Annotated in this window: 14 protein-coding genes and 1 other annotated feature; of the genes, 12 read left to right on the top strand and 2 right to left on the bottom strand. The window is 37.0% G+C overall.

What is annotated here, in order from left to right; translation table 11 throughout:
• The first annotated feature begins 465 nt into the window (after positions 1-465).
• The 9 genes from NYE67_RS08540 (at position 466) to NYE67_RS08580 (ending at position 7,337) form a co-directional block, all read left to right on the top strand.
• The gene (locus NYE67_RS08540) at positions 466-900 is read left to right on the top strand and encodes a MarR family winged helix-turn-helix transcriptional regulator (RefSeq protein ID WP_340729735.1); all 435 of its coding nucleotides are present in this window, start codon (positions 466-468) and stop codon (positions 898-900) included.
• Positions 901-942: 42 nt separating this feature from the next.
• A complete protein-coding gene (locus NYE67_RS08545; RefSeq protein ID WP_340729736.1) occupies positions 943-1,926 on the top strand; it encodes a ring-cleaving dioxygenase in 984 nt (327 codons plus the stop codon).
• 29 nt (positions 1,927-1,955) lie between these two features.
• Complete coding sequence (locus NYE67_RS08550) at positions 1,956-2,561, top strand: alpha/beta hydrolase (RefSeq protein ID WP_340729737.1); 606 nt, start codon at positions 1,956-1,958, stop codon at positions 2,559-2,561.
• 171 nt (positions 2,562-2,732) lie between these two features.
• Positions 2,733-3,194 carry a hypothetical protein gene (locus tag NYE67_RS08555; protein ID WP_340729738.1) on the top strand — a complete coding sequence of 154 codons (462 nt, stop codon included), beginning with the start codon at positions 2,733-2,735 and terminating at the stop codon, positions 3,192-3,194.
• Between the two features lie 416 nt (positions 3,195-3,610).
• Positions 3,611-4,552, top strand: a complete 942-nt coding sequence (rnz, locus tag NYE67_RS08560; protein ID WP_340729739.1) for a ribonuclease Z — start codon at positions 3,611-3,613, stop codon at positions 4,550-4,552.
• Between the two features lie 124 nt (positions 4,553-4,676).
• Positions 4,677-4,907 (top strand): acyl-phosphate glycerol 3-phosphate acyltransferase, encoded by a 231-nt coding sequence (locus NYE67_RS08565; RefSeq protein ID WP_340727796.1) that lies wholly within the window; start codon positions 4,677-4,679, stop codon positions 4,905-4,907.
• Positions 4,908-5,235: 328 nt separating this feature from the next.
• On the top strand, positions 5,236-5,565 hold the full coding sequence (locus NYE67_RS08570) for a hypothetical protein (protein WP_340727797.1): 330 nt from the start codon (positions 5,236-5,238) through the stop codon (positions 5,563-5,565).
• 282 nt (positions 5,566-5,847) lie between these two features.
• Positions 5,848-6,795: a DUF6241 domain-containing protein gene (locus tag NYE67_RS08575; protein WP_340729740.1), complete on the top strand. Its 948-nt coding sequence runs from the start codon at positions 5,848-5,850 to the stop codon at positions 6,793-6,795.
• A gap of 83 nt (positions 6,796-6,878) precedes the next feature.
• Entirely contained in the window at positions 6,879-7,337 is a 459-nt protein-coding gene (locus NYE67_RS08580) for an NUDIX hydrolase (RefSeq protein ID WP_340730895.1), read from the top strand.
• A 69-nt stretch (positions 7,338-7,406) separates the two neighbouring features.
• On the opposite strand, the gene proC is transcribed toward NYE67_RS08580, so the two are convergent.
• The gene (proC, locus tag NYE67_RS08585; RefSeq protein WP_340729741.1) at positions 7,407-8,213 is read right to left on the bottom strand and encodes a pyrroline-5-carboxylate reductase; all 807 of its coding nucleotides are present in this window, start codon (positions 8,211-8,213) and stop codon (positions 7,407-7,409) included.
• Between the two features lie 89 nt (positions 8,214-8,302).
• Positions 8,303-8,514: a binding site (T-box leader), on the bottom strand.
• Positions 8,515-8,642: 128 nt separating this feature from the next.
• Between proC and NYE67_RS08590 the strand changes: the two genes are divergently transcribed.
• Entirely contained in the window at positions 8,643-9,584 is a 942-nt protein-coding gene (locus NYE67_RS08590; protein ID WP_340727800.1) for an MBL fold metallo-hydrolase, read from the top strand.
• A gap of 241 nt (positions 9,585-9,825) precedes the next feature.
• Here NYE67_RS08590 and NYE67_RS08595 read toward each other — a convergent pair whose 3' ends face one another.
• The gene (locus NYE67_RS08595; protein ID WP_340729742.1) at positions 9,826-10,563 is read right to left on the bottom strand and encodes a GIY-YIG nuclease family protein; all 738 of its coding nucleotides are present in this window, start codon (positions 10,561-10,563) and stop codon (positions 9,826-9,828) included.
• A 1,132-nt stretch (positions 10,564-11,695) separates the two neighbouring features.
• On the opposite strand from NYE67_RS08595, the gene NYE67_RS08600 reads away from it, so the two are divergent.
• Together NYE67_RS08600 and NYE67_RS08605 are read left to right on the top strand one after the other, a co-directional pair.
• Positions 11,696-12,715 (top strand): reverse transcriptase domain-containing protein, encoded by a 1,020-nt coding sequence (locus NYE67_RS08600; RefSeq protein ID WP_340729743.1) that lies wholly within the window; start codon positions 11,696-11,698, stop codon positions 12,713-12,715.
• Positions 12,716-12,999: 284 nt separating this feature from the next.
• Positions 13,000-13,422 (top strand): hypothetical protein, encoded by a 423-nt coding sequence (locus NYE67_RS08605; protein ID WP_340727803.1) that lies wholly within the window; start codon positions 13,000-13,002, stop codon positions 13,420-13,422.
• The last annotated feature ends 231 nt before the right edge of the window (positions 13,423-13,653 follow it).

The raw sequence follows: 13,653 nt of genomic DNA on the forward strand, positions 1-13,653 counted from the left end.
AAATTTGAGGGGAATATTGTTAAAGAAGCACTTAAAACGTTCAGAGTTATTTCTGTGCGTTTTTGTTTACTGATTAATTATTGAAAAGTATTTTTACCCCCAAATCCCAAGTCTATTATAGCGAGTATGTTCCTATGTGGGCTACTCCCTGTGTAACAAATAATTCCATTAGAAGTAAAACTTTCATTAAATAAAACAGCGCTTAATTCATTTGCCATTTGCCAATCCTGTATTTTAAGGAGTGGTAAAGATGGAGAATCGTTTTTTCATTGGGCTATTTAACGGCTTAATTTTAAGCATCATATTATGGACGTCTATTTTTGGCTGGGTAAGAATACTATCCGGTTTTATTAAGTAATAGGGGGACATTGATAAATACAATTGTTTGACAGTGTAAGGAATCAATGATATATTTATCTCGAATTAAAGATAAATGAATTCGTGATAAAGAAGGAGTGAAACTTTATGAGTGAATTTGATAAACAGCTAAAAGCATTTACTGTATTACACCGAGCAACGACAGCCGTACATGAAGCAACGAAGAAGGATATTCAGCAAAGTGATTTAAATTTAACGGAGTTTGCTGTAATGGAACTGCTTTATCATAAAGGCGATCAACCTATCCAAGTCATCGGAAAAAAGGTATTAATTGCAAGCAGCAGTATAACGTATGTAGTCGATAAACTGGAGAAGAAAAATCTAATCAAACGCGTTGCATGTCCAACTGACCGTCGTGTGACATTTGTATCGCTGACGGACGAAGGATCTGCAATGATCGAATCCATATTTCCAACACATGAGAAAAAGATTGCGGCTATATTCGATGTTTTGTCAGAGGAAGAGCTACAAGCTTTAACCGATTATTTAAAACGGGTCGGCCTTCATGCAAATACTTTATAAACGGTAAACTTTATATTGAAAAAGAAAACGGAGGAATTACACATGAACCACATTAAAGGAATACACCACGTAACAGCCATTACGAGCAGTGCAGAAAAAAATTATGAATTCTTTACGTATACATTAGGTATGCGTCTTGTGAAGAAAACGGTAAATCAGGATGATATTCAAACATACCACCTGTTTTTCGCGGATGATAAAGGCTCTGCCGGAACAGATATGACATTTTTTGATTTCCCAGGAATCCCAAAAGGCACACATGGGACAGATGAAATTTACAAAACAGCATTCCGCGTCCCAAATGATGCAGCACTGGATTATTGGGTGAAACGCTTTGACCGTTTAAACGTAAAGCATGAAGGGATTAGTACACTATTTGGCAAACAAGTATTATCATTTGTTGATTTCGATGATCAGCAGTACATGCTTATTTCAGATGAAAATAATGAGGGCATTGCATCAGGTACGCCATGGCAAAAAGGGCCGATTCCATTGGAGTTTGCAATTACTGGCTTAGGACCGATTCATATCCGCGTTTCACAATTTGATTATTTCAAAGAGGTACTTGAAAAAGTAATGGTGATGCGCGAAGTTCAGCAGCACGGTTCATTGCACTTATTTGAAGTTAGTGAAGGTGGCAATGGGGCATCTGTTATCGTCGAGCACAATACAGAGCTAGCACCGGGACGTCAAGGCTTTGGTACGGTTCATCATGCGGCTTTCCGATTAGAAAATACGGAAGTACTGCATGAATGGACAAAACGTTTGGAAGGTTTTGGTTTCGGTACATCAGGTTATGTTGATCGTTTCTTCTTTGAGTCGCTTTATGCGCGTGTAGCACCTGGCATACTATTTGAGTGGGCTACTGACGGGCCAGGATTTATGGGCGATGAGCCGTATGAAACAGTTGGGGAATCGCTATCATTACCACCGTTTTTAGAAAGCAAACGTGAATATATTGAAAGCGTTGTTCGTCCAATTGATACAGTACGTTCAACAAAAACAATTGAAAAAGAGTATGAATAGTTTCTATTATATAAGAACGGAGAATGACTATGAACTATATTTTTAATAAAGGGAAAAGTGATAAGCCTGTATTGTTATTGCTGCATGGTACAGGAGGAGATGAAAACAGCCTACTTGCACTGGCAGAAATCATTGATCCGGAAGCATCAGTATTAAGTGTACGAGGAAATGTGCTGGAACAGGGAATGCCACGATTTTTCCGCCGTTTAGCAGAAGGTGTTTTTGATATGGAAGATTTGGCACTGCGTACGAAGGAACTCTATGAATTTTTAGATGACAAAGCGGTAGAATACGAGTTTGATCGCAACAATATCGTTGCAATCGGTTATTCAAACGGTGCCAATATCGCAGCAAACTTATTATTTGAATATGAAAATGCATTAAAAGGTGCGATACTGCATCATCCTATGGTGCCTAACCGTGAAACGACTGTTGCCAAACAGGGGGGGACAGCTGTCTTTATCGCAGCTGGTATTAATGACCCAATTTGCCCACAACAGGAAGCAACAGATTTAGAACGTTATTTGTTGGGTGCAGGTGCAAAGGTGACATTGGAATGGGAAACAAACGGCCACCAGCTTACGATGAGTGAAGTGCAAAAGGCGAAAGCTTGGTATGAATCGAATTTTCGATAAAAATATGGACCCTTTCTGATAGATCTTTCAGGAAGGGTTTTTACTGTTGTGTAGGAGATGTTTATTCCATTAATAAAAGGTGTTTTAATTACATAATTTGATATTTATGCTATATATATTAATAGGATGGAAGTTTTTTCTAACGGTTTTACGGAACAGGGGGATGAACGATTGCAAAAGAAAATAAAAATAATTGAGGATAGAAAAGCATTTATTTTAGCTATTGGTTTATTAATTTTTATTTGGATCTTTTTCAGTAATTACTGGCATTATCGATCGCCACCAATCGAGTCACTCACTGCAAAAGAGGTTATTCGTATTGTAGAGGAAGAGGGTTCTGAGCGCGAGTTTATGAAAATCGCTACTGAAAATGATTTTGATTGGTATGTTAGTAAGGGTGCTTTCTATTTTGGCAATAATATATCTAATTCACTCTCAGATAGAGGTTGGCATTATCAAAAGTCAATACCTTATTATAAACCGAACGGAAAACTGATACGTATTGAGGAGATTTTCACTAAAAATCAATTAGCCGGTAACCTAGGCACTACTCTCAAATTAGAATTATACAGTTGGGAGGAAGGAATTTTGTTTTTGAAAATACCTAAAGATATAGAATTTAAAAATGATTGACGAGAGAGAGAAAGAGGGAGTTCCCAATTAATAAGCGGAGAAATTCCGTTTATTTTATGAATTCCCTAAATTTTCATGAAAATAAGGGTAAAAATTCCGCTTATATGCCTGTGAACCCTGATATTTTGCTGCTTTTTAGTGAAATAAGCGGAAATTCTCCGTCTATTTAGCCGGATTTTTGAGTGATTTTCAAAATAAGTGGAAATCTTCCGTCTATTCTAAGAATTATTGGAATTTCCGTTGAGGAGCTTTTAAAAATAAGCGGAATTTTTACCTCTATTGTGCCGCACGCTCGATCGATCTATTAGCGACCTCACTTTATCCTTTGCATAAATTTATTTGCAACCTATAATAAATACAACGATAGTAAAAGCTTCTACATGAGGCAGACTATACTCGTGTTAGGAGGAAATGACATGCAAATACAGTTTTTAGGTACTGGTGCAGGAATGCCGTCAAAAGAGCGCAATACAAGTTCCATTGCATTCAAACTTTTGGAAGAACGAGGATCAATTTGGTTGTTTGATTGTGGGGAAGCGTCACAGCACCAAATTTTGCATACATCAATAAAACCGCGGAAAATTGATAAAATCTTTATTACGCATTTACACGGTGACCATATATTCGGCTTGCCCGGCTTTTTGAGTTCCCGGTCTTTTCTAGGTGGGGAGAGTGTGTTAACTATTTACGGGCCAGCCGGTTTAAAGCAGTGGATCGAACTAACGCTGCAATTGTCGAAAACTCATTTGACGTATCCCCTTGAATTTGTCGAAGTAACAGAAGGAATGGTATTTGAAGATGACAAATTTACCGTTCGGGCATTGCCGCTTCAGCACGTCGTTCCATGCTTCGGCTACCGGATTGAACAAAAGCCTATGCAAGGTGAGCTACTGATTGAAAAAGCGTTAGCGTACGGGGTGCCAAAAGGTCCGTTATTAGGCCGATTAAAAGCAGGTCATTCGGTACAATTAGAGGATGGAACGATTGTGGAAAGCAGTGATGTGACGTCACCTCCGCAGCCAGGATTTATCGTGGCGATTTTAGGGGATACAAAGTATTGCGAAAACAGTATCCGGTTAGCACAGAATGCGGATGTTGTGGTACATGAAGCAACATTTGACCATTCGACAATCGAACTTGCGGCACAATACGGACATGCAACCAATACTGAAGCAGCTCAAATTGCAAAACAGGCACAAGCAAAAAATCTCTTACTGAATCATATTAGCGCCCGTTTCCTGAAGCATGATTTAATCCCGTTTTTAGAAGAAGTTAAAGCGATCTTCAAAAACAGTTATTTAACGAATGATTTCAGCCAGTATGAGTGGCGGAAAAATGAATTGATTGAAATTGAATAAGCGAATTTAAATTGAGGCGTATAGTAAATGCTAGAATATTTACTATACGCCTCTCTACTTATTTGAGAAAAATCTAGTCATTTGTAGAAAGTTTTAGCTATAATGGAGAAAAGGGGGATGAATGATGCAGCAACCGACAATTTCACCAAAAGTATTACGATTGCTAGTTATTTTTCCAAATGTCATGAGTTATATTTTATTATTTGGAGTAGTCGTCTACATACGTACAAACCTAGATATGTTAAAGGCAACAGATAGTTTAAATACGTGGCTAATTATCGCCGCGGTATTAGGTCCGATTTCTTTGTATACGACATTTAGTATTGTGAAGCGGATTAAAAATGGAACGTTGTAAAAGATTCAGGTCCGCATAAGGGGTAGAAAATCACATTTTAAAACACTCGGTCATTTTTTTAACTGAGTGTTTTCTTTACTTTGATAAGAGACTTTAATTCATTATGACAGCAGGAGAGAAAATGAAAACCCCTCCACAAAGCAGCAGGATAATTATCAAGTGGGGAAATTAGGGAGGAGAAACTAAACTGAAAAATTTCATGATTGTCATATGTTTGCTATCCATAATTTTATGGGGATGTGAAAATCAGAGCAGAAAACCCAATCATCCAATAATATCAGAATCAATTGTCGCAATAAGTAATGTACAGAATTCTGATGAAGAAGTGATGCATTTTAATGTATCTGTAAAAGATTATGGGTTGGGTCCAGAACAAGAGTTTAGTATCCGAATTCGAATTCAAGACTCTAACATTAGTGATTTGATTAAAACTGAAACGATGGAATCCGCTGATACGTGGCAAACGCTATCTGAAAATTCAGGAGGGGTATTCGAAGTTTTCTTTATAGATTTCCGAGAGATTAAAGGCACATACTCCATTGAGGAAGTACAAAATCTTGTTGAAAATGAACAAGCAATAATCGTGGAACTTTATAATAGTAATGGTGTAATAACTCAAAGTGTGATGACTACATTTGAAGACCGTCGAGATCACTAAAAATACTTAGACTTCAAACGGGGTATATTCACATCTCACAATTAAGCTCATATTATTCAATTACAGGAGCTTTAGTTGAATAACAATCATCAACAATCTGGCGCTTTTCCTGAATGAAGAGCGCTTTTTTCATGAAAATGAACTTGTTTAATTGAACAATTAGGTCTTCAGTTTACAGGTCATAAATTTAAAACAAGGCAAAGTTAAAATATGTATAGTAGATTTTTTCATATTGTTTAACTTTAAAAGTTTTGAGATACTGTTAATTGAGGTGGATAAAAAATGAATAAAATACATATTTTGGTTAGTCTTCTTGTAGGGGCAGCGTCGGGTGTGAGTGCTACGTTTTTAATTATGAATAATGATGAAAAAGAAGTAGATTTGAAAATCGCTGAAAATGGAATAGCAAAAAGCGAAGAAGTATTTGTTTCAACAGTAGATATCTATAGCGGTTGGGAAAATGTTATTCTTTCTAAGAAGATTGATGAATGGCACAATGATGTTGGATTGTTTGACGACTATTTGATTCAAGAAATTATTCAATTAATGGCACATCAAAAGATTATCGCCAATGAAAAAGAATCATCAATAATGATAACACCAAAAAGAATTGATACACTTCTTCGAATGGTAGAAGAGAATGAAGATGTGTACGAACACGGTGATAAATATTTAGATATATTAAAACGATGGAGACAAGGTGACTTTGCAATGGTTGACGTTGACCATAATGTTATGATGCAAGTTCAAAATAATAATTCTTTGAATGGTAGAGCGGAAGGGATAGCAACAGAGGAACAAGAAATACATTATATAGCTCAGGTATTTGGGAAAAGTGTGGATAAAGTCTTTAATTCAAATACTTTAAAAGAATATGAAAAAGAAGAATCAATTGCAACAGAGGATAAGGATTTATCTTGGGTAGATGATGCACAAGCCGATATGCTTGATGCATGGAAAAGTGGCGATAAAACGTTTGATGAGCGTCTAATAGAAGAAGTGATGCTGAAAATGGCACACCAACAAGCTGAGGTTCATGTTGAAGACGGGTCAATAGAAATAACTTCAAAGCGAATAAAAAATTTAAAGCAGATAATCGAAGAAGATAAAAATTTCTTATTCCATTACGAATCATATTTAGGGATATTAAAGCGGTGGGAAAAAGGTGATTTTACAAAAATCCACGATGACCTTGTACTTCTACATTCCATTTATGACGGTAAAGAATAAATGCATTATATGGATGGCGCTATTATTAAGGATTATATTCGTTAAAAATGAAGCATTTATTAAATGATAAGTAGGTGTTCATACTGGGATATGTTATGGATTTACGAAAGCAGATTGGTACGGCTCCTATAATTATGGTGGGAGCTTGTGTTTTAATATTGAACGAAAAAACACAATTACTATTACAGCATAGAAAAGATAATCAAAGTTGGGGACTTCCTGGAGGTGCAATGGAATTAGGTGAGAGCTTGGAAGAAGTTGCAACTAGGGAAATGGAAGAGGAGACAGGATTAATCCCAGCACGGTTAGAGTTATTAAAAACATTTTCAGGTAAAGATTTTTATTATAAATACCCACATGGGGATGAGGTTTATAACGTTGTTACAGCGTTTATTTGTAACAACTATAAAGGTTCAATTAAATTCGATGAAACAGAAGCTGTTGATATACGATTTTTTGATTTAACAGATTTACCTTTACGTATTAGTCCACCAGATTATCTAGTGATTAAGGATTTCTTAACAACCTATCATTCAATTTAAGTGTAAGCAAAAACGCTCAGAAATTTTGAGCGTTTGTCGCTTCTTTCACTAAATTCTTCATAATCAAGTTTATTCCCCGCGAGCAAGTTCTCTAGACCGGTTTTCTGCGCTTCTGACACAGTTTGCAATTGTCTCGTTAAAGGACATCGATTCAAGTGCTTTAATCCCAGCCTCGGTCGTTCCGCCTGGACTCGTTACTTTTTTGCGCAATGTTTGCGGCTCGACATTACCGGATTTCAGCATTTCCGCAGATCCTGCAATCGTCTGAACCATTAGCTCCCGTACGACTTCCTTTGATAAACCGAATTCAGCTCCGGCATTTTCAAACGCTTCAACTAAATAGTATAAGTAGGCAGGACCACTGCCAGATAGAGCTGTTACCGCATGGAGTTTTTCCTCCTCAACTTCAATAACAGTGCCAACCGCTTCAAGCATTTGAATATAGAGTGCATGCTGGACTTTTGTTACATGTTGATTGAATGCAATACCTGAAGCAGACATGCCGATTGTAGCGGAAGTGTTTGGCATGACACGGGCAATTGGTCGGCTTCCAAGATACTGTTCCATCGTATCAATGCTGACACCTGCCAGTACCGATAAAATCGCGGTATCAGTACCTAAATGAGGTGCAATTACCTCCATAGCAGCGCGGGCATCTTTTGGCTTCATCGCTAATATAACGAGATCCGCATCGTGCAACTGCGAAGTATCCTCCATTAGGTTGACACCATAGGCTTCAACAAGCTCCTGTAAGCGTTCTTTATTGGACCGATTGGATATAAACAGACCCTTTGGGTTAACGACACTCTTTTTGATCCATCCCTGAATGAGCGCTTCTGCCATGGACCCAGCGCCGATAAATATAATCTTTTGCATATTGTTTCCCTCCGATTTTTAAATCCGATTCCTAAACGTTAAGATTATTGTTTTAAGAACATAAAAAAAGCATCTTCATCCCTACAATTAGTAAGGACGAAAATACATTGATTTCCGCGGTACCACCTTTATTCACACATAATGTGTGCAGCTTTAGCCTTTTTATCGCAAAGGGTACGGTTATGTTGTCATAACGGCTCAAAAGGAGGTTCGATTATTTCAGCGGGTTATGCCGATTTCAGCAAAGACGGCACTCTCTAAAACCTTAAAATAATGTACTTGGCTTTCTCATTGCCTGTAAATTTAGAATTATCAAAAATTATAGTGGTGTATTGAAAAACTGTCAACCTTTAACGTGACGAATTAGAAAAAAAGAGTTAAAATAAATGAATAGTCATTCAGAACGAGCAAGCCAAAGGGGATTAAAACATGAAAGTACATAAAATAGTTATTCCAACACCATATGCAGTGGGGGACGTAAATGCTTTTCTAGTAAAAGGAGATGCACTTACTTTATTCGATGCAGGACCAAAAACAGAAGAAGCCTATGAAGCGATCAAATGGGGTCTGCGCAGTGCAGGTTATGATTTAAAAGACGTGGAACAAGTCGTATTAACCCATCATCACCCGGACCATGCAGGATGGATCGATGCATTTCCAGGCGCGGAAGTGTTAGGGCATGAATATGTAGATTACTGGATGAAAAAAGAACCATCATTTTTACAGTATCACGAGCAGTTTTTTAAAAAGCTTCTAAAAGAGCAAGGTGTACCTGATAAATATGTAAACCGGATTTTACATGTAAAAGGGGAAATCGAGCTATTCGGTACAATTCCGTTGACAGGTTATTTAAAAGAAGGCGATGAAGTGCCAGGCCACCCAGGGATGAAAGTATACGAAACACCAGGCCATGCGCAAAGCCATTTAATTTTTGTTGAAGACGAGACAAGAGAATGTATCGGCGGAGATTTACTACTGGAACGCACATCTTCCAATCCATTAGTAGAGCCACCAATTGATTTATCAATGGAACGACCTAAATCACTCTTGCAGTATAATGAATCACTAAAACGCCTGAAAAACTTAGAAATTTCAAAAGTGTACTCAGGACACGGTGGGGAACTAACACAAATTGAGCCCCTTATCGATGAGCGTTTGGAAAAACAAAGACAACGTGCATTTAAAGTCTACGGTCTACTAGATAAGCCGCAAACAAACTTTGAAATGACAACACAATTATTCGAACGCATTTATCAGCAGCAATTAGGGCTGACGCTATCTGAGACGTTGGGGCAATTTGATTATTTAGTGGATCAAGGAATGGTTGAGATTGAGGAGCAGGACGGGGTTCAGTACTATAAGAAGAATTGAATTGTTTGATTTTGCTAAATAGGATGGAACAGGTATGGTCACACAGAAGATGTTTGAGGTTTATATGAAATGTCCGATTGCTCTAACTATAACAGGTTTTCCTTTTAATGAATTTGAAATATTAAATAAGTATGAAATTTATAATGAAAAATCATTAGAATTATACCTTTATTTTAAATCTAGAAATAGTACTAACTTTCAACGCTCTGACTCATGAGCTTTATTCACAAAAAAACCTCTATTACGAGGTTTTTTTGTTATGCTTTTTTTGTTTAACATCGTCCAATTGATGATGCAGTAGTGCAGTAGCCGGTCTGCTGTTAATGAGCTCTAGTAGCTCGATTGGATAGTCTCCCGCCTGGATTTCTGCCTTTTGGGCATCAGAAAGCCGGAACCATTCGCCGTTGAGTCGTTCCTTTTGATAGGTCTTATGGAACCACTTTTCGACGTCCAGTGGTACATGCGTAGGGATGAGGTGTAGCACTTCGATGGCATAGGGTGATTTCGCTCCGAGGCCGTTTACCACACGTTTCATCGGATCGTTAGCCTTTCCAATCTTCACGTAACCATTACTACCCTCCTCAATGATATACACATACCCTGCATACATATCGCCATACAAATTATAGAACGACTCTTTCAACCGCTTCTTCCGGTTCAGGTCAACTTTCGACAGATTATGCTTTTCAAGACGAAGTATCTTGTTTAAGCAGTCCCGCATCTTCTGGACGACCTTTCTCTGTAAGGCCAAATTGTAGCGAAGAAGTTCCTGACGCCGTATCTCAGCTTGTTTCCTCCTCTCCTGCCAGATATAGAGAATCAGAATGGTAATAAGGACACCAGAAAAGAAAGTCAGAACTGGGTGGTTAACTAATAATTGCCACACTACTGACCCAACAAAGAAAAGAATGAAGAGGAATGGTACTGGGCCGGAAACTTTACCTTTCATAGACTGTTTTGCTTTTTTTACAATCGTCATCGCCCCCCGCCTTTTTTCGTTATTGTGTCCAGAGGTGTTGTTTTTACTCGGAGCTGTATCATCGAATATGCTTTCTTGGAAATAATATTTTCTGGAAAAGTTAGGTGATGAATGATATTATTGCTCCGAATAATTATTACTTGCAACTGATTTATTCAAAATAGAAAGAGATGTATATAGACATTTGAGTTGGAAAGTTTTAAAAAATGTTAAATACTGTTGATTTTTGTGTCTTTTATCCTATACTTAGATTAAGTATAAAATACTGGAATTCATTGAAATATGGTGGAAATAAATATGGTAGGTTAAAAAAGATGTTACGAAAAAGGAGGAAGGAACTAAAAAATTAAAAAATAAGGAACTTCATAAGTAAAAGGTGTGAGGTTTTCTTTAAATAATACCTATGTAAATGGTAAAAATGTCGTAAATAATGTAGTTAATAGCAATAAAGAACAGTTAATAATGAGATAAAAGAACTTAGTAAGACCGTTGCGGTAGCTACATTAACGATTGACTTTTCAGATGCATTGGATGTAGTAAATGTACAAGCTGCTGAACCTGAAAATAGTGAAATGTATCATATTGAAATTTGATACTAGTATAAGGATTTAGTGGGAGAACAACATACTGTCTCAGGGGGTTAGTTAGAATCAAAGACAGTTACCATTTCGTCTGGAGATGTTGTCGAAGTAGTTTTCCTATATTTAGAAGTTAATTTACGGAACAATACTAGAGTCTACCTTAGTAATGTATAAATTTTTAAAGGACGTGAAGGTTTGCCTGTTTTAGTTGAAACGATCCTTCACAGCCTTAAATGGGACATGTCATTTCTACATACCTATAAAATAAAGCTATATTTTTGTATGTAAATATGATACATTTTTGTATATATTGATATTTTAGTAAAATAATCGTTCTCTGAATAGGTAAGTGTTACGCTACCATTTCTCAACGTGGACATTAAGCTTTCGCCTTCGTTGCACGAAGAAAAAGAGGGGCCTGTTTCCGACATAGTCGGACCTTTTAGGAGGCCAGGCATTTGCATACGCAAAATAGGATTATTTTACACAAGGTGCTGCGTGATTTATTGCGCAGCATTTGTTTTGGAAAAAAATAGAATGGATGATGAGAGATGAAAAAGATCAAGCCAATAATGCATCAGAAGCAAATAGCCGAATTACTAGGAGTTTCATTTCAACAAATAGATGATTTGTTACATGATTCCAATCGTTATCATTCATTTTCTATCGGGAAAAAGCAGGCAGGTCGTCGGACTATTTATGCGCCAAACGAACAACTAAAGTTTGTTCAGCAACAACTGTTAATTGCGCTTGAACAATATCCGATTCATCGACAAGCGTTTGGCTTTATGAAGGGAAAAGACTTTGTATCAAATGCCGCATTGCATGTAGGGAAAAAATATATTTTTACATTTGATCTTGAAAATTTCTTTCCATCAATTAAGCGAAAAACAGTAAAATCGTATTTCCATTCGCAGCTGCGCATAGTCAATTATACAGCTGAAATTTTAACGGAACTTATTTGTCATCCAGACGGCTTTCTGCCACAAGGGGCACCGACGTCTCCAGTTATGACAAATTTGATTTTGTATCATTTTGATCAGAAAATGGAAGATCTTGCTAAAAAATATCATTGTACGTATAGCCGCTATGCAGACGATTTAACGTTCTCAACGAATGAGGATCAGTTTCCAACGGCGATTGCTAAGCAAATCAGTGATTCGCGCTGGGAGGTCAATCCTTCCATTGTAGACTTTTTAAAGGTTTACGGCTTAAAAGTGCATCCTCAAAAGATTCATATGCAGCAACCGAATATGAAAAAGGTTGTTACGGGAGTCGTAGTTAATGAAAAATTAAATGTGAATCGCAGCTATATTAAGCAGGTGCGCGCGGCTATCTATAATTTGAAAACGAAAAAGGTATACAAGCAAGAAATTTGTAAGGTGCTTGGTCGACCAGAGAAGCATTGGCACTGGATGAAACGTGAAGAGATCATTCAGGCTTTCCGCGTGCTTCGTGGACAAATTGAACATATAGGAAATGTTCGAGGGAAAGCCGACACATATTATATACAGCTGTTAAAACAGCATCGGGCATTAATGGAAATTTATCGCTATAGAAAATTAATTTAAAGCAAATAATTGAATAGTGGATATCGAGAATAGCCAACAGTTTGCTTTACAGACTGTTGGCTCGTTTCAATTTGTAGGCTTTTTTACTGAAGAATGTCATAGCTGCTTCGTTTTCACTTTAGAAATTCCGTAATTAATTTTTTTATTTGATGATTTATAGAATAGAAAAATAGTAATATTAACCCATACACTGAACCTATAGCAGGAAAAAATGTTATTATATAACCAATATGCCAAATGATGAATTTTGAATTCCAAAGCTACAGTGGAAAAGGAGTTTTAGTATGCACGATGTTAAACTGGATGATGAAATTTTCAACCCCAAAAATCATTATAAACCTACACTTCACTTAGCAGATCGTTATCGTGAACGAATGATCGAAAACAGTTCGAAGGTAGTTGCGAAACATATTATGAATGCGACAGATGAAGAAATCGGTCATAGAGCCAATTATATGTTATTGTTTTCAATCTACGGTCGACCAGGAGAAACGCCGAACACAGAAGTTCGCTATTATTTCAACTGGGAAATCATTATCGACACAAAGAAAAAGACTATTATTACTTTGTATGAAGATAAAAAGAAACGTCCGTTACCAGCGCACCTATTTGGCGATTCAAAACAGCGCAAAGCTATTTATAAGCTTTGGTTTTTGAAAAAATTTGAAACGAATAGTAAGGATGAAGATGAAAAGTCATCGTTCTAAATCTCATAAATGTAGTGGTGCAGCTCCAGACGAGCAATCTCAACATGGCTTAGCATATGCATGATGTATCTTCATTGCTAATAGCGCGTCAACAACAAAGGCAACCGTCAAGCCTTGCCCCAATTTATAGCCGATTATTTTATGCAGAATCTTGATTTATAAGAAATACCATTTCAATGAAAACATTTTAATAGAATCCAACTATACCCCACTTGAAAGGTGTCGAATGAA

The sequence above is a fragment of the Solibacillus sp. FSL W8-0474 genome (assembly GCF_038004065.1).
Taxonomy (GTDB): Bacteria; Bacillota; Bacilli; order Bacillales_A; family Planococcaceae; genus Solibacillus; species Solibacillus faecavium.

Coding starts and splice junctions, on each gene's coding strand:
- rnz (WP_340729739.1), top strand. CDS start 3,611: ATGCAAATACAGTTTTTAGGTACTGGTGCAGGAATGCCGTCAAAAGAG.
- NYE67_RS08540 (WP_340729735.1), top strand. CDS start 466: ATGAGTGAATTTGATAAACAGCTAAAAGCATTTACTGTATTACACCGA.
- NYE67_RS08595 (WP_340729742.1), bottom strand. CDS start 10,563: ATGACGATTGTAAAAAAAGCAAAACAGTCTATGAAAGGTAAAGTTTCC.
- NYE67_RS08545 (WP_340729736.1), top strand. CDS start 943: ATGAACCACATTAAAGGAATACACCACGTAACAGCCATTACGAGCAGT.
- NYE67_RS08570 (WP_340727797.1), top strand. CDS start 5,236: ATGCATTTTAATGTATCTGTAAAAGATTATGGGTTGGGTCCAGAACAA.
- NYE67_RS08600 (WP_340729743.1), top strand. CDS start 11,696: ATGAAAAAGATCAAGCCAATAATGCATCAGAAGCAAATAGCCGAATTA.
- NYE67_RS08590 (WP_340727800.1), top strand. CDS start 8,643: ATGAAAGTACATAAAATAGTTATTCCAACACCATATGCAGTGGGGGAC.
- proC (WP_340729741.1), bottom strand. CDS start 8,213: ATGCAAAAGATTATATTTATCGGCGCTGGGTCCATGGCAGAAGCGCTC.
- NYE67_RS08550 (WP_340729737.1), top strand. CDS start 1,956: ATGAACTATATTTTTAATAAAGGGAAAAGTGATAAGCCTGTATTGTTA.
- NYE67_RS08575 (WP_340729740.1), top strand. CDS start 5,848: ATGAATAAAATACATATTTTGGTTAGTCTTCTTGTAGGGGCAGCGTCG.
- NYE67_RS08605 (WP_340727803.1), top strand. CDS start 13,000: ATGCACGATGTTAAACTGGATGATGAAATTTTCAACCCCAAAAATCAT.
- NYE67_RS08565 (WP_340727796.1), top strand. CDS start 4,677: ATGCAGCAACCGACAATTTCACCAAAAGTATTACGATTGCTAGTTATT.